Here is a 20757-nt window from a genome sequence, read left to right on the forward strand (position 1 = left end):
CGATTCATGCTCGACGCCCCCACGTCTCGCTCAGCGCCTCGCCGGGGGCGCACACTCACCTCTGCCCGATGGCCGCACGATGGCGCGGCCCCGGCCTGTCACGTCACGCCGCAAATGAGACGACTCTGTGGCGAAGCGGTGATTCAGGCGGCTCTGACCTGTGAAAGGAAGCCCGCGACCGCTCCGCGCAGAGCCCCCGCCTGACGGGACAGATCGCTTGCGGCGGTGAGCACCTGATCCGATCCGTGGCTCGCCGTGGCGGCGGCTGCATCGACCCCCGCCACATGGCCGGAGACGGCGCGGGTGTCCTGCGAGGTCTGCGCGGTGGTGCGGGCGATCTCGGCGGTGGCGGCGCCCTGCTCCTCGACCATGGCGGCGATGTCCGAGCCGACCCGGGCGAGGTCGCGGACCATGGTGGCGATGCCGCCGATGGAGCGCACCGAGGCGTCCGTGGCCCCGGCGATCTCGCCGACCTTGGCGGCGATGTCCTCGGTGGCGCGGGTGGTCTGGGCGGCGAGTTCCTTCACCTCCGCCGCGACGACGGCGAAGCCCCGCCCCGCTTCGCCCGCGCGCGCGGCCTCGATGGTGGCGTTGAGGGCGAGAAGGTTGGTCTGCGCGGCGACGCTGGAGATCATGCCGACGATCTCGCCGATGCTGGCGGCGGCCTCCGCGAGGCGGCGTACCTCGTCCGCCGCGCCGTCCGCGTCGCGCTGGGCGGTGGCGGCGAGGTTGGCCGAGGCCCCGACCTGCGAGGCGATCTCGCGCACCGAGACCGAGAGTTCCTCCGTCGCGGCGGCGACCGCGTCGGCCGAGCCCGCCGCCGAGTGCGAGGCGCTGGCGACCGCCCGGCTCAGGCCGGTCGTGTCGCGGGCGGCCTTGGACATGCCGAGCGCCGAGGATTCGAGCTGACTCGCGGCGGCCGAGACCGCCTCCACGATGCTGCCGACCTGTCCCTCGAAATCGTCGGCGAGAAGTTTGGCCGCCTGGCGCTGGGCGGCGGCGTGTTCCAGGGCCATGTGCTCCTGCGCCGCCTGCGCAACCCGGCGCTCGGTGACGCTCTCGCGGAAGGCGATCGCCGCGCCGCTGATCGCCCGCAGCTCGCGCGGGCCGCCGGCCGGCAGCACCACCTTTTCGGCCTCCGCGTCGCCCCGGCCGATCAGGGTGAGCGCCCTCGCCACCCGCGTGAGCGGGCGGCTGATGGCGGTGCCGAGCGCCGCCGCGATGCCGACCGAGGCCGTCAGCAGGGCGAGCGCCCCGCCGATCCAGAGCCAGAGCAGCCGTTCGGCCTCCGCGCGCAGGGAGCGCGCCTGCCCGACCAACTCGCCGGTCAATTGATCCTCGACGCCCTTCAGGCTGTCGATGCGCTGCGTGGCGAGCTTGAACCAGCCCGGCGCGTCGCGGAAGGCGGGTGCCTCGCCGGGGGCGAGGGCGAGCAGCGAGTCGCGCAGCCGCGCGACCTCGCGGGCGGGCTCGCTCCCCTCCGCCGTATCGAGGGCAGCGGCCTGCGCGGGCGCCGCGCTGGCGCGGAACAGCTTGGCGTAGGTCCCCTGATCCGCCGTCAGGGTCGCGAGGCGGCGGGCGGCGGGAAGGTCGTACTGGCCGGAGGCGAAGACGGCCGAGGCGGCGGCCCGCTCCTGGCCGGCGGCCTCCTTCATCATCAGGAAGGCGGCATAGGATTGGGCGCGGGCGGCGATGGAGGCCTCGTCCATGGCCCCGCCCATGGCGCGCACGAGGCCGAGGCCGGCGCCGATCATGCCCGTATAGAAGGCGGCGGCCTGCGGCGCGGGGACGGACAGGCCGTCGATCACCTTGCGCTGCGCGGCGTGGCCGTTGAGCTTGTCCGCGAGATCCTTGGCCGAGGCGGCGGCCGCGCCGCCCATGGCGCCGAAGCCCCCCGCCGCCACGGCCTCCTTCAGGCCCGCGAGCGCCGCATCGGTGCGCCCCCGCTGGGCCGTCAACTCGGGGCCGAACTGCGCGCCCTTCGCCGCCAGGAACAGGCTGGAGGCGCCCCGCTCCCGCTGCGCCTCGTGGACGAAGGCGCTGATCCGCGAGGACAGCCCCACGAGATCCTCCACCTGAACCATGTCGGCGCGGCGCGTCCACTGATCCAAGATCGAGACGCCCGCCGCGCCCGCGAAGGCGAGGCAGGGCGCGAGCGCAACCGCCAGGATGCGGGAATGGAGCGTTGCGAGGAAGGTCATGACTGAGCCAGAAGAAGTGTTTGCGCGGCCAATACTCACGTAAGTTGATAAAATTATCGTTGCCTGGGCCTGACAGTGATCGAGGCCACTTGCTCGTTTAAGCTGCAGATTGGGTCGAATCTGCTTGCCCGGTGTGCAGGTCTCCCCAAGCTTTCAGCGCGGAAATGACAGGTTGCAGCGAGCGGCCGCGCTCGGTCAGGCTGTACTCCACCTTGGGAGGGACTTCGGCGTAGACCCGTCGCGCGATCAGCCCGTCGGCTTCCATTTCCCGAAGCTGATTCGTGAGCATCCGCTGGGTGACGCTCGTCAGCCGGCGCCGGAGTTCGCTGAACCGCAGCGTCCCCTCCAACAAGTGGTAGAGGATCACGCCCTTCCACTTGCCGTCGATGAGCCGGAGGGTGGCTTCGACGGCGCAGCCCGGGCTGCAATCGCCGCTGTGGTGACGGGTGCGGGCCATAGCGGTATCCTTTTCGACACTAGTGGCCTTTTATGTGCGTACTTGCGCGCTTGGAAGAGCGGCGGCATCACGCGGGCCTCGATGCGAGGAGGTCGCGATGCGCGCCGTCGGATACCGGAAGTCCCTGCCGATCACCCAGGACGAGGCGCTGGTCGACCTCGACCTGCCGCAGCCCGAGCCGGGGCCGCGCGACCTGCTCGTGAAGGTCGAGGCGATTTCGGTGAACCCGGTGGACACCAAGGTCCGGCGCCGGGCCGAGCCCGAGGCCGGCGGCACCAAGGTGCTCGGATGGGACGCCGCCGGCACCGTCGTCGCGACCGGCGCGGAGATGACGGAGTTCGCCGTCGGGGACGCGGTGTTCTATGCCGGCGATCTCGGCCGTCCCGGCACGAACGCGCAGTTCCATTGCGTCGATGCGCGGATCGTCGGGCGCAAACCGACGAGCCTCGATTGGGCGCAGGCCGCCGCCCTGCCGCTCACGGCGATCACCGCCTGGGAAACCCTGTTCGACCGGCTCGACACGGGCCGACCCGTGCCCGGCGCGGCCCCTGCCCTGCTCATCGTCGGCGGGGCGGGCGGGGTCGGGTCCATCGCGATCCAGCTCGCCCGGCAGCTCACCGACCTGACGGTGATCGCCACCGCCTCGCGGCCGGAGACGGCGCAATGGTGCCGCGACCTCGGCGCCCACCATGTCGTGGACCACGGCAAGCCGCTGGCCGCCGAGGTGGCGGCCCTTGGGATTGGTGCCCCGGGCCTCGTCTTCTCGACCACCAACACCGATCTGCATCTCACCGAGATCGCTGGACTGATCGCGCCGCAGGGGCGCTTCGCCCTGATCGACGACCCCGAGAGCCTGGATATCTCGGTCCTCAAGCGGAAGAGCCTGTCCCTGCACTGGGAGTTCATGTTCACCCGCTCGATGTTCGCCACCGCCGACATCGCCGAGCAGGGGCGGCTCTTGAACGAGGTCGCGCGGCTCGTGGACGAGGGACGCCTGCGCACCACCCTGGGTGAGCATTACGGGCGCATCGATGCGGACAACCTCCGGCGGGCCCATGCCCTGATCGAGTCCGGCCGGGCCAAGGGCAAGATCGTCCTCGAAGGCTTCGCGGACTAGGTCGGGGGCCTACAGGCGCAGCACCCGCCCCGCCCCTGCGACGCCGACCAGCAGCACCGCGACCGTCAGGAAGGCAGTCGGCAGGCTCGTCCCCTGCGCGACGAAGCCGATCAGCGCCGGGCCGGCGAGCACCCCGGTATAGCCGAAGGTGGTCACGGCCGGCACGGCGACGCTCGGGGGCATCGCCGTCTGCCGTCCGGCGGCGGTGAACAGCACGGGCACGATGTTGGCGCAGCCCGCTCCGACCAGGGCGTAGCCGGCCAGGGCTGCCTCCCAGGCCGGGACGAGGACCGTGAGGGCGAGGCCGGCGGCGGCGCAAAGCCCGCCGAGGACGAGGACGCGTCGGCGCCCGAGCCACGCGACGATCCCGTCCCCCGCGAGCCGGCCCGCCGTCATCGTCACCGAGAAGGCCGCATAGCCGAGGGTCGCCCGCGCGGCATCGACGCCCCGGTCCTGCGACAGGAACACGGCGCTCCAATCGAGCACCGAGCCCTCCGTCAGGAAGGTGATGCAGCACAGGATGCCGATGACGAGGACGATCCCGCGCGGAAGGGCGAAGGCGGGGCCGCCCGCCGTGGCGGCCCGCGCCAGGATGCCGGGCCAGGAGGCCGCGAACATCACGGCGATGGCGGCGACCGCGAGCAGGGTCGTTGTGCCGATCCCGAGGCCGGTGAAGAGCAAGGCCCCCGCCGCCAGCGCCCCGACGAGGCTGCCGAGGCTGTAGAGCCCATGGAAGCCCGACATCATCGGGCGGCCCCGCGCCTTCTCCACGGCGACGGCCTGAAGGTTCATGGCGCAATCGACCGCGCCCATCCCCGCGCCGAACAGGAGCAGGCAGGGCGCGAGCAGCCACGCCGAATCGACGTTCGCGAGGATCGGCAGGGGCAAGGCGATCGCGCTCGTGCCGAACAGCACCACCGGGCGCAGGCCGAACCGGGCCGCCGCCGCGCCCGCGAGGGGCATCGCCGCGATGGAGCCGATGCCGAGGCAGAGCAGCAGGAGGCCGAGTTGCGCCTCGCTCAAGCCGGCCTGCGCCTTCACATGCGGGACCAGTGGTGCCCAGGCGGCGGTGCCGATGCCGACGATGAGGAACAGGAGGCGGGTGGACCACACGCCGTCGCGGGTCTGGCTAGCGCGCGGCTCGGTCGCGGCGAGAATCTGCATCGGCAGGCGTCGTCAATCGGGTGGCGGAGCCCTACCTCTGGGACGCCCCGCGCGTGGCCGCAAGGCAGGCCGGCGCCAACCTGCCCTGCGTCGGGCCGGTTGCCCGCGTACTCATTTCGTTCTAGCAAGCTCACGCGGGGGCGGGTCCGCGAATGGACCGCCGCACCTTGCCATCGGCCAGCGGGGATCGACATGAGCCGGTGCTGCGGCCGGTTCACCGGACGCCTCCCCATCCGCGTCGACGCCTCGAAAGACCGCCGCCCTCATGGCCAGAGCCCGTGCCGGAGCCCAGAAGCAGGCCGCCGAACCCGCGAGCCCCCGTCCCGCCGCCGGCAAGGCCGGCGCCAAGGCGACGGATAAGACGACGGTGAAGGCCACCGTGAAGGCGCCTCCGCGCGCCGCGGCCAAGGCCGAAGCGTCCATCGATGCCAAGCTGGAGAAGCTGTTCGATGCGGCGGGCCCGGCGACCCGGGACCAGCGCGTCATCTCCGTGCGCGGCGCCCGCGAGCACAATCTGAAGAACGTCGACCTGACGATCCCCCGCGACCGGCTGGTGGTGTTCACCGGCCTCTCGGGCTCGGGCAAGTCGTCGCTCGCGTTCGACACGATCTACGCCGAGGGGCAGCGCCGCTACGTCGAATCGCTCTCGGCCTATGCCCGCCAGTTCCTGGAGATGATGTCGAAGCCCGATGTCGATCAGATCGACGGGCTCTCCCCGGCCATCTCCATCGAGCAGAAGACCACCTCGAAGAATCCGCGCTCGACGGTGGGCACCGTCACCGAGATCTACGATTACATGCGCCTGCTCTGGGCGCGGGTCGGCATCCCCTATTCCCCGGCCACCGGCCTGCCCATCGAGAGCCAGACCGTCCAGCAGATGGTCGACCGGGTGCTGACCCTGCCGGAAAAGACCCGCCTGTACCTGCTCGCCCCCGTGGTGCGCGGCCGGAAGGGCGAGTACCGCAAGGAGATCGCCGAGTTCCAGAAGAAGGGCTTCCAGCGCCTGCGGATCGACGGCGAATTCTACGCCATCGACGACGCGCCCAAGCTCGACAAGAAGCTGAAGCACGACATCGACGTGGTGGTCGACCGGATCGTGGTGCGCGACGACATCGCCTCGCGTCTGGCCGATTCCTTCGAGACCGCCCTCGACCTCGCGGACGGGATTGCGGAGATCGTCTACGCCGACGTGGCCGAGGGGGAGGAGGCACAGTCCATCACCTTCTCGTCGCGCTTCGCCTGCCCGGTCTCCGGCTTCACCATCGCCGAGATCGAGCCGCGCCTGTTCTCGTTCAACAACCCGTTCGGCGCCTGCCCGACCTGCGGCGGCATCGGCCACGAGATGCGGATCGACCCCGAACTCGTCATCGCCGATCCGGCCCTCAGCCTGAAGCGCGGGACGGTGGCGCCCTGGGCGAAATCCACCTCCCCCTATTACGGCCAGACCCTGGACGCGCTCTCCGCCCATTTCGGGTTCGAGACCAGTACCCCCTGGGCCAAGCTGAGGGACGCCGACCGCGCCGTGGTGCTCTACGGGTCCGGCCGCGAGTCGATCCGCTTCTATTATGACGACGGCCTGCGCCGGTATTCGGTCAACAAGCCCTTCGAGGGCGTGATCCCGAACCTAGAGCGCCGCTACAAGGAGAGCGATTCCGACGCCGTGCGCGAGGAGATCGGGCGCTTCATGAGCGAGACGCCCTGCGCCGCCTGCCTCGGCAAGCGCCTCAAGCCCGAGGCGCTGGCGGTGAAGGTGGCGATGCATGACATCGGCGAGGTCACGGACCTGTCGGTGAGCAAGGCGCACCAATGGTTCGCTGACCTGCCCGAGAAGCTGACGGCCAAGCAGAACGAGATCGCCATCCGCATCCTCAAGGAGATCAGCGACCGCTTAAGCTTCCTGATGGATGTGGGCCTCGAATACCTGACCCTGGCGCGGGGCTCCGGCTCCCTCTCCGGCGGCGAGAGCCAGCGCATCCGCCTCGCCAGCCAGATCGGCTCCGGCCTGACCGGCGTGCTCTACGTCCTCGACGAGCCGTCCATCGGCCTGCACCAGCGGGACAACGAGCGGTTGCTCGGCACATTGAAGCGCCTACGCGACCTCGGCAATTCGGTGATCGTCGTGGAGCACGACGAGGACGCCATCCTGCAGGCCGATTACGTGGTCGATGTCGGCCCCGGCGCCGGCATCCACGGGGGCGAGATCATCGCCCAGGGGACGCCCGCCGAGGTGCTGGCCAACCCCGCCTCGCTCACCGCCAAGTACCTGACCGGTGAGCTATCGGTGCGGATGCCCGCCGCCCGGCGGAAGGGCCGCAAGGGCACGCTCGAGGTGTTCGGCGCACGCGGCAACAACCTCAAGGACGTGGACATCGCGGTCCCGCTGGGCACCTTCACCTGCGTGACGGGCGTCTCGGGCGGCGGCAAGTCCACCCTCGTGATCGACACGCTCTACAAGGCGGTGGCCAAGAAGCTGAACGGGGCAGTGGAGCACCCGGCGCCCTACGGCCGAATCGAGGGGCTGGAGCATCTCGACAAGGTCATCGACATCGACCAGTCGCCCATCGGGCGGACCCCGCGCTCGAACCCCGCCACCTATATCGGCGCCTTCACGCCGATCCGCGACTGGTTCGCCGGCCTGCCGGAGGCCAAGGCGCGCGGCTACCAACCGGGGCGCTTCTCCTTCAACGTGAAGGGCGGGCGCTGCGAGGCCTGCTCCGGCGATGGCGTCATCAAGATCGAGATGCACTTCCTGCCGGACGTCTACGTCACCTGCGATGTCTGCAAGGGCAAGCGCTACGACCGCGAGACGCTGGAGGTGAAGTACCGCGAGAAGTCCATCGCCGACGTGCTCGACATGACGGTCGAGGAGGCGGCGGAGCTGTTCAAGGCGGTGCCCTCGATCCGCGACAAGATGGAGACGCTGAAGCGCGTCGGCCTGCATTATGTCCGCGTCGGCCAACAGGCGACCACCCTGTCGGGCGGCGAAGCCCAGCGGGTCAAGCTGTCGAAGGAATTGTCCAAGCGCGCCACCGGGCGGACGCTGTATATCCTCGACGAGCCGACGACCGGACTTCACTTCCATGATGTCGCGAAGCTGATGGAAGTGCTTCACGAGCTTGTCGACCAGGGCAATACTGTCGTCGTCATCGAGCACAACTTGGAGGTCATCAAGACCGCCGATTGGGTGATCGACATGGGTCCCGAGGGCGGCGACGGTGGCGGCAAGGTCGTGGCCGTGGGCGTGCCGGAGGAGATCGCCGCGTCGAAGGCGAGCCATACCGGGCGTTTCCTGCGCGAGGTGCTGGAACGGCGCGCGGCGAAGCCCGCCCCCCGCCGGAAGGCCGCCGGCTAGGCGAGTCGGCAGTTTCTGCCGGTTCGGTGGGCGAAACGCCTGCCGAAGGGGCATGATTCGACCCCGGAATCGGTCGTCCGGGGCTTATGCAAGCCAAAGATTCGCCTGTCCGGCGCTCCGGAGGGGGCTCGCACCGCTTCGGGGCGGGGGCGGCTGCCTTGCCGGTTCGTCCCGTCTCGGACCGGGACAACAGCTTGACCGTTCAACGATATTTTGCCGAACGGGCTGTCTTAGGCATGTGTTGCAACGCGGCAAAAATGCGGCTTTTGCGCAACGGTTTGCTCCAACCTGCCAAACCGGCAAGCATTGCTCTGTCTTTCCGAGGTCCTTTGTAGAATAGTCCGAGACGTTGAGACGGGGCGGCTCCGTGGGGGCGCTCGGCATTGAATCGGACGGCCACCGCAGAAGCGGATGTGACCGGCACGGTAATGCCGAATGCGGGACGGAAGCCAGAGACCTTGGGAAGGACCGAAATAATGATGAAGAACTGGCTCGCGGCCGGCGCGGTCGCGCTCTCGGTCGGAATGACGTCGACGATCGCTCAAGCGCAAACCACGACTGTCCCGGGTGAGCAGGTCGGCCTTGCCGTCGGCGCGCCGCTCCCCGAGGGCATCTACGCCATCAACACCTTCACCTACCGCCGCACCGACGGCCGGAACGATGCCGATACGGCCGTCAACATCCCGGTCCTCGTGTGGTCGACCCCGCTGGTGCCGTTCGGCGGCCGCATCGAGCTCCTCGTGGCTCCCCCGACCGTGTTCGCCTTCACCCGCAACCCGGCCGGCGTCGCGAACAAGGACATCTCGATCAACGTCGGTACCTTCATCGGCGGCATCTGGGCCTTCGACCTGGGCGGCAACTTCGGCGTCAGCTTGCTCGGCGGCGTGTACCTGAACGACCTGAACGGCGACCGCGGCTCGATCATCACGCCCACCGGCGCGACCGCCACCCCGGTTCTGCCGCAGCTCTCCTCCAACACCTACCGCTTCGGCGTCGCCGGCAGCTACACGGGTGACGGCTGGAACCTGACCGCCAACCTGACCGCCAACATCTACGACTCCCCCGGCCGGTTCGACGGTCGCGTGGGTGCCTTCATCGGCCCGCTGCGCCTCTCGGACGCCCTGAACTTCGACCTCACGGCCACGAAGACCTTCGGCAACTTCGAAATCGGCGCCGTCGGCTACGGCACCTACAACTTCGACATCAGCCCGCTCAGCGCGGCGGCCGGCAACCGCGGCCGCTTCGCCCTCGGCGGCCTCGTCGGCTACGACTTCAAGGTGTTCAAGGTTCAGGCCTACGTCGCCCGCGACGTCGTAACCGGCTCCACCATCCCGGCGACCGCCTTCCGCGCCGCCCGCGAGAACTACTCCACCGACGGCTGGATCCGCTTCATCATCCCGCTGTACAGCCCCGCCGCTGCCGTTTCCCCGGTCCCGGCTCCGCTGGTTCGCAAGTACTGAGAACGGCCTCGGATGCGGCGCCCCAGGCGCCGCATCCCCCGCGCTCGTCGACGCCCGGTCTCCCCTGGAGGCCGGGCGTTCGTCGTTCGGGCAACCCGGCCCCGCCGCCGCACCGGGTGTCGGGCGGGCTCGGGTCGCCTACTTACGTCGAACTGACGATTCACGCGGACGGCCGACGAGGCGTCCGCAGGTTGTGCGAGGCCAAGGGGCGCCGACCATGCAGGGCGAACGCAAGATCCCGGTTCAGGTCCAGCCGAAGGCCGCCGATTACAGCTACGACCTCGACCGGGCGATCGGCGCGGTGGTCTCGCTGTCGAGCCGCGTGCCGGAAGACGGGTTCACGGCGGAAACCCTCGGCACCGAGCGCGCGGGCAACGCCGTGGTGATCGGCGAGGACGGGCTCGTCCTCACCGTCGGCTACCTCGTCATGGAGGCCGAGAGCGTCTGGCTGACGACCCGCGAGGGCCGTTCCGTGCCGGGCCACGTCCTGGGCTTCGATGCCGCCACCGGGTTCGGCCTCGTGCAGGCCCTGGGCGATCTCGGCACGTCCTCCCTGCGGCTCGGCCGCTCCTCCTCCCTCAAGATCGGGGACAAGGCGGTGCTGGCGGGGGGCGGGGGCCGCTCCCATTGCGTCGCCGTCGAGGTGATCGCCCGGCAGGAATTCGCGGGCTACTGGGAATACGTCCTCGACGAGGCGCTGTTCACCGCGCCCTCGCACCCTCATTGGGGCGGCACGGCGCTGATCGGGCCGAAGGGCGACCTTCTCGGCATCGGCTCCCTGCAATTGCAGCAGGGGGGCAGCGCGGCGGGCCGCGCGATCAACATGGTCGTGCCCATCGACCTGCTGCCGCCGATCCTCGAAGACCTGCGCATGCGCGGCCGGGCCGACCAAGCCCCCCGCCCCTGGCTCGGCATCTACGCCACGGAGAGCGAGGAGGGCATCGTCATCATGGGCCTCGCCGACGGAGGCCCCGCCGAGGGCGCCGGCCTGCAGGGCGGCGACGTGATCGCCGCGGTGGCGGGCGAGCCCATCGCGGACCTCGCGGCCATGTTCCGCTCGATCTGGGCGCTGGGGACGGCCGGGGCGCGCATCCCCCTGACGATCCGGCGGGACGGGCGCACGCTGCTGCTCACCATCGTCTCCGGGGATCGCCACGCCTTCCTGCGGACGCCCTCGGTCCATTGAGGGCGCCACAACGCTGCCGCGAAAACGCCTGGACCCTGCACGTTCCACAACCGTAATCTCAGGGTCCGTTCAGGTCGCCGGCCCGATTCTCCCTTCCGAACCGGCGCCCGGGCGTCGGGAGACGATGGAGATCATCTCATGGCACTCGTGAGCACCCTTCGCGGAAAGGCTCTCGTCAAGCCGGCCCTGCTCGCCGCCGCGCTGGTGGCTGGCGGGCTCGGCCTCGCGGATTCGGCGCAAGCCGCCGGCGGCTGCGGCCCCGGCTTCCACCCGAACCCCTGGGGCGTCTGCCGCCCGAACTACGGCTACGGCCCCCGCCCCTATTGGCGGCGCCCGGTGCCGGTCTACGGGTACGGCTATGCCCGCCCCCGGCCGATCTACCGGCCCTACGGCTATTACGGCCCCCGCCCGTTCTACTAGGCCGTTTCGCAACCGCGAATTGAGAGGGCGTCCCGCCGGCCGGCGGGGCGCCTTTTGCGCGTCCGGCCCCCATTGATGCATGCGCCTACAGAATGACCACGGGGTAAGGTTGCCCGAGTCTTAAGCTGGCTATGACTTTCGTGCAGGGCAGGTGCTTGGCCTTAGCTCTGACGCTGCGCCGCAACCGGTCTATATGTGCAATGCATCAACAACAGGCAGCGGTGCCCCTCCTTTCAGCACCGCCTGCCTCATGAGAGGCCAAGAGTTCCATGTCTGCCGCCCGCAGCGTTCTGTCCCGTGTCCGCGCCTACCTCCGCTATCGCGATACGGTGTCCCAGCTTTCGCGCCTGTCGGATCGCGATCTTGCCGATCTCGGCATCAACCGCACCGACATCCTGGGCATCGCGCGCGCCTGATCTCACGGGGCTCACGCCCGACTGACGATTGAAGGGCCGTCCCCCGTTGATCCGGGTGGCGGCCCTCCGTTATTTTCAGGCATGACGCACACCATTCACATCGTCGGCGGCGGTCTCGCCGGGTCCGAAGCCGCCTGGCAGGTCGCCGAAGCCGGCCACCACGCCGTGATCCACGAGATGCGCCCCGTGCGCCGCACCGAGGCGCATCACGGCGAGGGGCTGGCGGAACTCGTCTGCTCCAACTCCTTCCGGTCGGACGACGCCAACGGCAACGCCGTCGGGCTTCTCCACCAGGAGATGCGCAGTCTCGGCTCGCTGATCATGCGCGCTGCCGATGCGCATCAGGTGCCGGCGGGCGGGGCGCTCGCCGTGGACCGCGAGGGTTTCTCCGCCGCCGTGACGGCCACCCTCGAACAGCACCCCAATGTCACCGTCGTGCGGGAGGAGGTCGCCGGGCTTCCGCCGGAGGAATGGGGGCCGTGCATCGTCGCAACGGGCCCCCTCACCGCCCCCGATCTCGCCGAGGGCATCTGCGCCCTCACCGGCGCCGAATCGCTCGCCTTCTTCGACGCCATCGCGCCCATCGTGCACCGCGAGTCCATCGACATGGACGTGGCGTGGTTCCAGTCGCGCTACGACAAGCCGGGCCCGGGCGGCACCGGGGCCGACTACCTCAACTGCCCGATGGACCGGGAGCAATACGACGCCTTCATCGCGGCCCTGATCGGCGGCGAGAAGATCGGCTTCAAGCAATGGGAGGGCACGCCCTATTTCGACGGGTGCCTGCCCATCGAGGTCATGGCCGAGCGCGGCCCCGAAACCCTGCGTCACGGGCCGATGAAGCCGGTCGGCCTCACCAATCCCCGCGCCCCGGACCGGAAGCCCTGCGCCATCGTCCAGCTCCGGCAGGACAACGCCCTGGGCACCCTCTACAACATGGTCGGCTTCCAGACGAAGCTGACCTATTCGGAGCAGGTGCGGATCTTCCGCACCATCCCCGGCCTGCAGAACGCGGAGTTCGCCCGGCTCGGCGGCCTTCACCGGAACACCTATCTCGACAGCCCGCGCCTGCTGGACGCGACCCTGCGCCTGAAGGCGCGGCCCGCTCTGCGCTTCGCTGGGCAGATCACCGGCTGCGAGGGCTATGTAGAGAGCGCCGCCGTGGGCCTGATGGCCGGGCGCTTCGCGGTGGCCGAGGCGGCGAGCGCGCCGCTCGCCCCCCTGCCCCAGACGACGGCGCTCGGCGCCCTGATCGCCCACATCACCGGCGGGCATGTCTCGGCCGAGGAGGGGAGCGGCCCGCGCTCGTTCCAACCGATGAACGTCAATTTCGGGCTGTTCCCGCCGCTGGAGCGGATGCCGCGCGGAGAGGCCGGGCGCCGCCTGCGTGGGCCGGAGAAGGCCGCCCTGAAGAAGCGCGCCCTCACCGACAGGGCGCGGGACGACCTCGCCGCCTGGATGGCCGGCGGTCAGCCGGTTCAGGCGGCGGCGGAGTAGCGGCGGGATTTCGCGCCGCGCCCGACCCTTACCCCTCGTCGCGCCGCGCCTGCCGCATCTCCTCCCAGCGGGCGAGACGGTCGGCGAGGCGGGTCTCGTAGCCCCGGTCGGTCGGCTCGTAGAGATGCTGCCGGCCCAAGGCCTCGGGCCAGTAATCCTGGCCGGAGAAGGCGTCGGGCTCGTCGTGGTCGTAGCGGTAGCCCTCGCCGTAGCCGACCTTCCGCATCAGCTTGGTCGGCGCGTTGAGGATCACCCGCGGCGGGGGCAGCGAGCCCGCCTCCTTGGCGAGGCGCGTCGCGGCCTTGTAGGCGGTGTAGACCGCGTTCGATTTCGGGGCGCAGGCGAGGTAGATCGCCGCCTGCGCAAGCGCCAGCTCGCCCTCGGGGCTGCCGAGGAAGTCGAACGCATCCTTGGCCGCGTTGGCGATCACGAGCGCCTGCGGATCGGCGAGCCCGATATCCTCCACCGCCATGCGCACGAGGCGCCGGGCGATGAACAGCCGGTCCTCGCCGGCATCGAGCATCCGGCACAGGTAGTAGAGCGCCGCATCCGGGTCCGAGCCGCGCACCGTCTTATGGAGCGCGGAGATCAGGTTGTAGTGCCCCTCCTGCGCCTTGTCGTAGACGGGGGCGCGGCGCTGGACGATGCGTTGCAGGGCGTCGGCGTCGAAGGTCTCGCCCGGCGCCGCCGAGCGCCAGACCTCCTCGGCCAACGTCAGCGCCGCGCGCCCGTCGCCATCGGCCATGCGGACGAGAACCCCCCTCGCCTCCTCGGTCAGCGGCAGCGCCTGCCCGGTCAAATCCTCGGCCCGCGCCAGCAGGCGGGCGATGGCCCCCGGATCGAGGGCGCGGAACAGCAGCACGCGGGCGCGGGACAGGAGCGCCGCGTTCAATTCGAAGGAGGGGTTCTCGGTGGTGGCGCCGATCAGCGTGACGGTGCCGTCCTCCATCACCGGCAGGAAGGCGTCGAGCTGGGCGCGGTTGAAGCGGTGGATCTCGTCCACGAAGAGCAGGGTCGCCTGCCCCTGCGTCCGACGCTTGCGGGCGGCCTCGAACACCTTGCGCAGGTCCGGCACGCCCGAGAAGATCGCCGAGATCTGCTCGAAATGCAGGTCCGTCGCGGAGGCGAGGAGCCGCGCCACCGTGGTCTTGCCGGTGCCCGGCGGTCCCCAGAAGATCAGCGAGCCGAGGTTGCGCCCGCGCAGCAGGCGGGTGAGCGCGCCACCCTCCCCGGTCAGGTGTTCCTGTCCGACCACCTCGTCGAGGGTGCGCGGCCGGAGTCTGTCGGCCAGAGGGCGGTTGACGCCGCTCTCCGGTGCGGCCTCGGGCGGCGGGGCGGGCTCTGACGATCCGAACAGATCTGACATCCCGGCATGAACACCGCCCGCCCCGGCCGATGCAAGCGCCGCGGGCGGGTCCTCAACCGCTGAAGATCGAGGTCATCACCTCGCCGTTGCGGTTGATGACGATCTCCCACGAACCCGGCATGGTGCGGATCACCCGGTCGAGGTCCTTGGTGGTGGCCATCGGCATGCCGTTCACCGCCACCACGACATCGCCCTTCTGCAGCCCGGCGCGGGCGGCGAAGGACCCCTCGTCCACGGATTCGACCGCGACGCCGTCCACCGTGAAGTCGACCTGCAGGTCCTCGGCGACGGCGGGGGAGGTGTTCACGAAGCTCGCTCCCAGGAAGGGAGAGCGGGTTTTCACCTTGAGCGAGTCGCGCGGGCGCGTCTCCGGGGCCGAGCCGAGCTTCACGTTCAGCGTCTGGCGGCTCGTGCCGCGCTGGATGCCGAACTTCGTGTGGCCCGTGATGCCCTTCAGGGCGAAGCGGTAGCCGAAGGCCTCGGGATCATCCACCGCCTGCCCGTCCACCGACAGGATCAGGTCGCCGCGCTTCAGCCCGGCTTCCTCGGCCGGGCTCTTGGGCTGGAGGCTTGCCACCAGCACGCCGGTCGGGTGGTCGAGCCCCATGCTGTCGGCGATGTCCGGCGAGACGGTCTGGACCCGCGCGCCGAGCCAGGGCCGGCGCACCACGGTCAGGCCGTCCTTGGCGGCCATGACCACCGCCTTGACCATGCTGACGGGGATGGCGAAGCCGATGCCGTGGCTGCCGCCCGATTGCGAGTAGATCGCGGTGTTGATGCCGACCAGTTGACCCTGGAGGTTGACCAGGGCGCCGCCGGAATTGCCCGGATTGATCGCGGCGTCGGTCTGGATGAAGTACTGGTAGTCCGCCGAGCCGACCTGCGTGCGGGCGAGCGCCGAGACGATGCCCTGCGTCACCGTCTGGCCGACGCCGAACGGGTTGCCGATCGCCATCACGAAGTCGCCGACCTCCAGCTTGTCCGCATCGCCGAACGGCATCGGGTTCAGCCCGGTCGGCGGCTCCTTGATGCGGATCACCGCGAGGTCGGTGCGGCTGTCACGCAGGACGATGGACGCCTCGAATTCCCGCCGGTCGGCCAGGGCGACGCGCACCTCGTTCATGTTGTCGATGACGTGGGCGTTGGTGATGACGAGCCCGGAGCCGTCCACCAGCACGCCGGAGCCGAGGGATTTCTGCGCCCGGTCGCCCCGGGGGCCGCGCCCGCCCTCCGGCTCGCCGAAGAAGCGGCGCATGAACTCCTCCATCGCGCTGGCGCGCGCGTTGGAGCGCTTGTCGACATGCGAGGCGTAGACGTTCACCACCGAGGGCGCCGCCCGCTTCACCACCGGCGCGAAGGAGAGCTGAACCTCGCCCCGGCTCAGGGGCACCTGCTTGCCCGTGTTCTCCTGCGGCTCGGTCCGCGCCATCTGCGCGGAGGCGGTGCCGCCGAGGATCACGGCGAAGAGCACGGCAAGGGGCAGTCGGGTCGTCATGCGGGGCTCCGGATGCGGGCGCTCCCGCCGGCCGAGCCGGACGGGAGCCTTTGCAGGGAGCCTATCGGAGCCGATTAAGGCAGGCGCGCGACACCTTCGCCGATGCGCCGCGCTTTCCGTCACTCCACCGGCTTGCGCTTGACGCGGCTGCCGGACACCGCCTGCGCCGCGATGGCCTGGGCCACGGCCGCCTGCGCGCCACTCTGTCCGGCGGGCACCCGGTGCATCTTGCCGAGGCCGAGGGCGCGGGCGAGCTCGGACCGGCGCTCGGAATAGGACGGCGAGGTCATCGGGTAGCTGGCATCGAGTCCCCACTTCGCGCGGTAGGCGTCCGGGGTCAGGCCATGCATCGCGAGGTGGCGGCGCAGGGTCTTGTAGGGCTTGCCGTCCTCGAACGAAATCAGAAAATCCTTCGTGATCGAGCGCTCGATTTCCTGTTGGGTCAGTTTCGGCGGAAGCTCGATAGGGCGACGCTTGCTCTCAACGTCCCACATCACGCGGTACACGCTGGTCAGAACTTCCGGGAGGTCTGCCGGCTGGATGTGGTTGTTGCTGACATATGCCGTGACGACTTCGGCGGTCAGCGCCAACAGGCGATCATCGAACGTGGAAGACATCGTCTTGACCTATCTGGAGGGGTGATGACGTAAAAAGCACCATGCGTGGTTGTATAACCCTCTCGCGACCCGCACTCAATTCACAGACGCGCTATTTCGGCGCCACAACCCATAATTCTGGCAATTAACCACCCATGCATCGCCGTGACGTGCCGTGTTCTCCGTATTCGTTGCGCAGAGGCGAACCATGTCTCGCCAAATTCTTATCGGCGTCTCTCTGATCTTTGTTGTGTGCAATAAGCGTTGGCAACCGCACGACACAAAAACAATCATTGTGAAAAATGCTCATTGCCCGTGGATGATTTTACGGCTTCGCCGAAGGGGTGAGGCCATCGCGTTGACAGGACGGCCCGAGCCACGCGAACAAGGCTGCATGTCGCAAACGCCCCATCGCCCGACCTCGCCGAGCGAGCGCCTCGCCCTCGCCGGCATCGCCGCCCTGACTCTCGTGACGGTGCTGATCGGCGCCCTGGCGCCGGGCGGGCATGGCCCCGCCCCCCGCACGGTGGCGGACGACCCTACCTGCCTCGAATGGTCGGACGGCTGCCAGGTCTGCAAGCGCTGGCCCGACAGCGTCGCCTGTTCCCTGCCGGGCATCGCCTGCGAGCCCGGCGTGCAGCGTTGTCTGATCCGAAACGACGGGTGAGCGGCCCATCGGCGATCCTGCGATTCGCGCCGAGCCCGAATGGCCGGCTGCATCTCGGCCACGCCTATTCCGCGCTGTTGAACACCAAGATCGCAGCCGACCTCGGCGGAACCTGCCGGTTGCGCATCGAGGATATCGATCCGGCCCGGTCCAAGCCTGAATTCACCGAGGCGATCCTCACCGATCTCGCCTGGATCGGCCTGACCTACCCGGAACCGATCCGCCGCCAATCGGCGCATATGCGTGAATATCGGTCAGTTCGGGATAGGCTCATTGGGGCCGGCTGGGCCTATGCGTGTTTTTGCTCACGCGGCGAGATCCGGGCGCGGGCGGTGGCGTGCGATCCGGACGGCGCGCCGCTCTACCCCGGAACCTGTCGCGACCTCGATCCCGGCGAGGCCGCCGCGCGGTGCGCGCGCGGCGAACCGCATACGTGGCGGCTCGCCCTGTCGCGCGCCCTCCCCCAGGCGCTGAAGCAAGGGCCGCTGGGCTACGTCGCCCTCGACGGAGAGGGCAAGCGCTGGGTGCCGGCCGATCCGGCGCCCTGGGGCGACGCGGTGATCGCGCGCCGGGACGTGCCGACGAGCTACCACCTCGCCGTGGTCCATGACGATGCTCTGGAGAGCATCACCCACGTGGTGCGCGGCGCCGACCTCGAAGCGGCGACGAGCCTGCACGTGCTGCTGCAACGGCTCCTCGGCCTGCCGACGCCCCGCTATCACCATCACCCGCTGATCCAGGATGAGGAGGGGCGCAAGCTCGCCAAGTCGCGGGGTTCGCCGAGCCTCGCCTCCCTGCGGGACGCGGGCCTGTCCGCCGGGGCGATCCGCGCCCGGCTCGGCTTCGCCTGAGGGGGCCTACCGGATCGCGGCGTCGCGCTGGGCGAGGGCCGTGGCGCTCTTGGCCTTCTGCATCGTCGCCTCGATCTGCTCGCGCTGGCGCCGGAAATCGGCGAGTAGCCGCCCGTCCAACTCGCGCCCGCGCGGCACGCGGATCTTCATCGGATCCACGAAATGACCGTTGATGATCACCTCGTAGTGGAGGTGGGCGCCGGTCGAGAGGCCGGTCGAGCCGACATAGCCGATGATCTGGCCCTGGCGGACGCGCACGCCTTCCGTGATGCCCCGCCCAAACCGCGACATGTGGTTGTAGGTCGTGACGTAGCCGTTGATGTGCTGCAACTCGACCCGGCGCCCGTAGCCGGAGGTCATCTCGGCGCGGATCACGAGGCCGTTGCCGGCGGCCATGATCGGCGTGCCGATCGGGTTCGACCAATCGACGCCGGTATGCAGCTTTGCGTAGCCAAGCACCGGGTGGCGGCGGTAGCCGAAGCCCGAGCGCATGATGCCGTCGGCGATGGGCTTTCGCAGGAGGAACTTCTTCAGCGAGCGCCCCTGGTCGTCGAGATAATCGATCGAGCCGTCGTCGGGCGATTGGAAGCGGAACACCTTGCGGGTCTCGCCGCCGAGGGTGAGCGCGGCATAGAGCAGGTCCGGCCGGTCGGCGCCGGAGCCTTCCTCGTCATACGTATAGAAGACGTCGAGCCCGTCGCCGCTCTGCACCCGGCGCTGGAAGTCGAGATCGTAGCTGAACACCCGGACGATGTCCTCGACGGTGGTGCGCGGGATGTCGTGCCGCCCGGCCGTCTCGTAGAGGCTCTGGTAGAGCCGGGGGCCGGAGCCCGAATCCTCGTCCTCCTCATCGCCCGCATCCGCTTGGGGCTGCGCCTTCTGCCCGGAGATGTCCTCCGTCGGCGGGGCCACGGAGACGAAGGTGCCCCGGTCGTTGATCGCGGCGATGCCTTCGATCCCGTTCTCGCCGTAGAGGACCACGCGGGTCACCTGCCGGGCGTTGGCCGGCTGGGCGCCGGGTGCGATCTGCACGCGCATCTGCTGACCCTCCGCCAGGGCGGAGGTCTTGGTTCGGCCGCCGAGCGCCGCGACGATCCCGCGGATCTGCTCGTCGCTCGCGAGGCCGGTGCCCTTGAGGGTCGATTCGAGCGTCTCGCCCTTGGCGAGGGCGATGTCGCGCTCCTCCACGAGGGGCGGCTCGTTCGGCTTTAGGTCGGTCTTGGCGAGCTTGGTGACGTTCTCGGGGACAACCAGCACCTCGATCGCCTTGAACGGGTTGTTCTCCTTGGGCGCCCCGTCGAGGGCACCGGCTGCCTGCTGCAGCGTGCGCGACAGCATGATCTGCGGCGCGATCGGGATGGTGGTCCGGCGTCCGGCTTCCGCCGCGAGGCGCCGCTCCTCCTCAACCTGCGCGGCCACGTCGTCGTCGCTGAGGGCCGGGGCGGCGGGATCGACCGCGAGCCCGACGAGGTCGCGCTTCACGACGGTCACTTCGGCACCGGGGGCATCGCTGGCGGCGTCGGCGGCGCGCTCCTGCGGCTCGTCCGAGGCGAACTTCATCGGGTCGAAGCGCGGCAGGTCGGAGGCATAGGTGCCCACCGTCAGGGAAAGCGGCGTCGTGATCCGCACGAACGGCTTGGCCTTGATGATCTCCCGGTCCCCGAGTCGCACCGTCACCGGGGCGCGGAAGCTCTGGCGGGCGGAGGCCACCATTGGGTTGCGCACGAGCCGGTCGCCCTTGTGCGCGACGTTGGCGCTGCCCTCGTTCGGCAGAAGGCGCGGCGCGATGCTCGGCTGATCGGGGATCGCCGCGTAGGAGAGGTCGCCCTGAATGGAGACATGAAGCGCAGCAGCGATCAGCGCCGCGCCGGTCAGACCGGTGAGGGAGCTGGCGCAGAGCCAGCGCAGGTTCACCGTGCGCCGGTCGACCTGCGTCGCCTCCGATCCGAACAGATCGAGGGGAGCTTGGCCGCCCTGTGCGACGGGCAGCGCGCCGTCGATCCTGTATCGCTCGCGCTTCACTCGCTGGTCCTAAAGAGCCTTCACCGTCGGCGCGGTCGCGGCGGTCGCGGATGGCGGCCGGACAGGGGTCGGCGGGTCGCCCCCCAGAGAGGAACCATGTCTAAGGACAGGATGTCGAGATTGAGGCGCGCGTCGCGCGTGAGCTCTCCCGCCGAATCCGGGATCGTTCCAGGAGCCGGGTCGATTTTTTCGGGTTCGGCGAAATTTGCGATTGACGGGCCAGGGGGCGATCCTTATACCTCTGTTCATCGGCGCCGGCCGCGGAAGCGGACCGGTTGACGACGCACCTTCTGAACATCGCGGCAGGGTTGGCCGGCGAAGGCCGGGCACGCTGCTGTTTTTGTCCTCTCGGTGTAGGGTCATCCGGGTCAACCGGCGATCAGCTCTTTGACATTGTGATATGAGGAAGGGAGACGCGGACGGCGTACTCGACTGTCCTTGCGGATCTGGCTTTTGCCGGATCGTGAGAGACGAGACGCTGATCTGTTGG

The 20757-nt window shown here is 69.6% G+C and carries 16 protein-coding genes; 9 read left to right on the forward strand and 7 right to left on the reverse strand.

Annotated features, from left to right (window positions below; genetic code table 11):
- Positions 1–143 precede the first annotated feature (143 nt).
- Positions 144–2201, reverse strand: a complete 2058-nt coding sequence (locus tag AAHF99_RS23455) for a methyl-accepting chemotaxis protein (RefSeq protein ID WP_342166811.1) — start codon at positions 2199–2201, stop codon at positions 144–146.
- 97 nt (positions 2202–2298) lie between these two features.
- On the reverse strand, positions 2299–2658 hold the full coding sequence (locus AAHF99_RS23460; RefSeq protein WP_342166812.1) for a winged helix-turn-helix transcriptional regulator: 360 nt from the start codon (positions 2656–2658) through the stop codon (positions 2299–2301).
- A gap of 97 nt (positions 2659–2755) precedes the next feature.
- Between AAHF99_RS23460 and AAHF99_RS23465 the strand changes: the two genes are divergently transcribed.
- Entirely contained in the window at positions 2756–3775 is a 1020-nt protein-coding gene (locus AAHF99_RS23465; protein ID WP_342166813.1) for a zinc-binding alcohol dehydrogenase family protein, read from the forward strand.
- 9 nt (positions 3776–3784) lie between these two features.
- Here the strand turns inward: AAHF99_RS23465 and AAHF99_RS23470 are convergent, their stop codons facing one another.
- The gene (locus AAHF99_RS23470) at positions 3785–4939 is read right to left on the reverse strand and encodes an MFS transporter (protein ID WP_342166814.1); all 1155 of its coding nucleotides are present in this window, start codon (positions 4937–4939) and stop codon (positions 3785–3787) included.
- Positions 4940–5204: 265 nt separating this feature from the next.
- On the opposite strand from AAHF99_RS23470, the gene uvrA reads away from it, so the two are divergent.
- From uvrA to trmFO, 6 genes are all read left to right on the forward strand, one after another.
- Complete coding sequence (gene uvrA, locus AAHF99_RS23475; protein ID WP_342166815.1) at positions 5205–8291, forward strand: excinuclease ABC subunit UvrA; 3087 nt, start codon at positions 5205–5207, stop codon at positions 8289–8291.
- A 476-nt stretch (positions 8292–8767) separates the two neighbouring features.
- Positions 8768–9751: a transporter gene (locus tag AAHF99_RS23480; protein ID WP_342166816.1), complete on the forward strand. Its 984-nt coding sequence runs from the start codon at positions 8768–8770 to the stop codon at positions 9749–9751.
- Positions 9752–9968: 217 nt separating this feature from the next.
- The gene (locus tag AAHF99_RS23485) at positions 9969–10937 is read left to right on the forward strand and encodes a S1C family serine protease (RefSeq protein WP_342166817.1); all 969 of its coding nucleotides are present in this window, start codon (positions 9969–9971) and stop codon (positions 10935–10937) included.
- 138 nt (positions 10938–11075) lie between these two features.
- Entirely contained in the window at positions 11076–11357 is a 282-nt protein-coding gene (locus AAHF99_RS23490; RefSeq protein WP_342166818.1) for a GCG_CRPN prefix-to-repeats domain-containing protein, read from the forward strand.
- Between the two features lie 269 nt (positions 11358–11626).
- A complete protein-coding gene (locus tag AAHF99_RS23495) occupies positions 11627–11773 on the forward strand; it encodes a DUF1127 domain-containing protein (protein ID WP_342166819.1) in 147 nt (48 codons plus the stop codon).
- Between the two features lie 81 nt (positions 11774–11854).
- Positions 11855–13270 carry a methylenetetrahydrofolate--tRNA-(uracil(54)-C(5))-methyltransferase (FADH(2)-oxidizing) TrmFO gene (gene trmFO / locus AAHF99_RS23500; RefSeq protein ID WP_342166820.1) on the forward strand — a complete coding sequence of 472 codons (1416 nt, stop codon included), beginning with the start codon at positions 11855–11857 and terminating at the stop codon, positions 13268–13270.
- A 28-nt stretch (positions 13271–13298) separates the two neighbouring features.
- On the opposite strand, the gene AAHF99_RS23505 is transcribed toward trmFO, so the two are convergent.
- The 3 genes from AAHF99_RS23505 to AAHF99_RS23515 form a co-directional block, all read right to left on the reverse strand.
- Positions 13299–14636: a replication-associated recombination protein A gene (locus AAHF99_RS23505; RefSeq protein WP_342166821.1), complete on the reverse strand. Its 1338-nt coding sequence runs from the start codon at positions 14634–14636 to the stop codon at positions 13299–13301.
- Positions 14637–14688: 52 nt separating this feature from the next.
- Positions 14689–16131, reverse strand: coding sequence for a Do family serine endopeptidase (locus AAHF99_RS23510; RefSeq protein WP_342166822.1), 1443 nt, complete (start codon positions 16129–16131; stop codon positions 14689–14691).
- A gap of 119 nt (positions 16132–16250) precedes the next feature.
- Positions 16251–16748: a Ros/MucR family transcriptional regulator gene (locus tag AAHF99_RS23515; RefSeq protein WP_342166823.1), complete on the reverse strand. Its 498-nt coding sequence runs from the start codon at positions 16746–16748 to the stop codon at positions 16251–16253.
- 373 nt (positions 16749–17121) lie between these two features.
- On the opposite strand from AAHF99_RS23515, the gene AAHF99_RS23520 reads away from it, so the two are divergent.
- Together AAHF99_RS23520 and gluQRS are read left to right on the forward strand one after the other, a co-directional pair.
- Positions 17122–17394 carry a hypothetical protein gene (locus tag AAHF99_RS23520; RefSeq protein ID WP_342166824.1) on the forward strand — a complete coding sequence of 91 codons (273 nt, stop codon included), beginning with the start codon at positions 17122–17124 and terminating at the stop codon, positions 17392–17394.
- Positions 17391–18245: a tRNA glutamyl-Q(34) synthetase GluQRS gene (gluQRS, locus tag AAHF99_RS23525; RefSeq protein WP_342166825.1), complete on the forward strand. Its 855-nt coding sequence runs from the start codon at positions 17391–17393 to the stop codon at positions 18243–18245. Before AAHF99_RS23520 ends, gluQRS begins: the two co-directional genes overlap by 4 nt.
- A gap of 6 nt (positions 18246–18251) precedes the next feature.
- Here the strand turns inward: gluQRS and AAHF99_RS23530 are convergent, their stop codons facing one another.
- Positions 18252–20267: a M23 family metallopeptidase gene (locus AAHF99_RS23530; RefSeq protein ID WP_342166826.1), complete on the reverse strand. Its 2016-nt coding sequence runs from the start codon at positions 20265–20267 to the stop codon at positions 18252–18254.
- Positions 20268–20757 lie beyond the last annotated feature (490 nt).

Origin of the sequence: Methylobacterium litchii, assembly GCF_038442315.1 — a bacterium.
GTDB classification, from domain to species: Bacteria; Pseudomonadota; Alphaproteobacteria; order Rhizobiales; family Beijerinckiaceae; genus Methylobacterium; species Methylobacterium litchii.

Bases quoted from the DNA above. Each gene is read 5' to 3' on its own strand.
- AAHF99_RS23510 (WP_342166822.1), bottom strand. From the start codon at position 16,131: ATGACGACCCGACTGCCCCTTGCCGTGCTCTTCGCCGTGATCCTCGGC.
- AAHF99_RS23490 (WP_342166818.1), top strand. From the start codon at position 11,076: ATGGCACTCGTGAGCACCCTTCGCGGAAAGGCTCTCGTCAAGCCGGCC.
- AAHF99_RS23465 (WP_342166813.1), top strand. From the start codon at position 2,756: ATGCGCGCCGTCGGATACCGGAAGTCCCTGCCGATCACCCAGGACGAG.
- AAHF99_RS23505 (WP_342166821.1), bottom strand. From the start codon at position 14,636: ATGTCAGATCTGTTCGGATCGTCAGAGCCCGCCCCGCCGCCCGAGGCC.
- AAHF99_RS23495 (WP_342166819.1), top strand. From the start codon at position 11,627: ATGTCTGCCGCCCGCAGCGTTCTGTCCCGTGTCCGCGCCTACCTCCGC.
- AAHF99_RS23460 (WP_342166812.1), bottom strand. From the start codon at position 2,658: ATGGCCCGCACCCGTCACCACAGCGGCGATTGCAGCCCGGGCTGCGCC.
- uvrA (WP_342166815.1), top strand. From the start codon at position 5,205: ATGGCCAGAGCCCGTGCCGGAGCCCAGAAGCAGGCCGCCGAACCCGCG.
- AAHF99_RS23485 (WP_342166817.1), top strand. From the start codon at position 9,969: ATGCAGGGCGAACGCAAGATCCCGGTTCAGGTCCAGCCGAAGGCCGCC.
- AAHF99_RS23480 (WP_342166816.1), top strand. From the start codon at position 8,768: ATGATGAAGAACTGGCTCGCGGCCGGCGCGGTCGCGCTCTCGGTCGGA.
- AAHF99_RS23455 (WP_342166811.1), bottom strand. From the start codon at position 2,201: ATGACCTTCCTCGCAACGCTCCATTCCCGCATCCTGGCGGTTGCGCTC.
- AAHF99_RS23515 (WP_342166823.1), bottom strand. From the start codon at position 16,748: ATGTCTTCCACGTTCGATGATCGCCTGTTGGCGCTGACCGCCGAAGTC.
- AAHF99_RS23520 (WP_342166824.1), top strand. From the start codon at position 17,122: ATGTCGCAAACGCCCCATCGCCCGACCTCGCCGAGCGAGCGCCTCGCC.
- AAHF99_RS23470 (WP_342166814.1), bottom strand. From the start codon at position 4,939: ATGCAGATTCTCGCCGCGACCGAGCCGCGCGCTAGCCAGACCCGCGAC.
- trmFO (WP_342166820.1), top strand. From the start codon at position 11,855: ATGACGCACACCATTCACATCGTCGGCGGCGGTCTCGCCGGGTCCGAA.